Source organism: Dyadobacter sp. SRI_021 (assembly GCF_057586235.1).
This window is the reverse complement of the sequence record NZ_JBYCZM010000057.1, coordinates 1-295: the sequence shown is the minus strand read 5'-3', so window position 1 is coordinate 295 and position 295 is coordinate 1. Positions and strand designations below refer to the sequence as shown.

The 295-nt window shown below is 47.1% G+C and carries 1 protein-coding gene; it reads left to right on the top strand.

The features are described from left to right. The coding region (locus AC2YIT_RS32255) for a galactose-binding domain-containing protein (protein WP_487281956.1) at positions 1 to 295 on the top strand (295 nt) is incomplete at both ends.

Here is a 295-nt window from a genome sequence, read left to right as displayed (position 1 = left end):
CAAAGTTAGAAATACCGATCTGCCGTCGAATGTTGGGGGTAATATCACCAAAGTCCGGTTATCCCCCCGCACGCAATGCTGCATAGAACGTATAACTGGTAGTGTTATTCAAGGGTCCAATGATATATCCAATGCGAATGGGTGGACTACACTGGTTGAAATTAAGGACACGTTGGTGGCCGGATGGAACGAGTATCCAATTCGGACAACTACGAACTGGCGGTACGTACGTTTCCTCGCCGGCCCCAAATGCTACGGGGAATTGAAAGAACTGGAATTTTACAATGGCAATGTA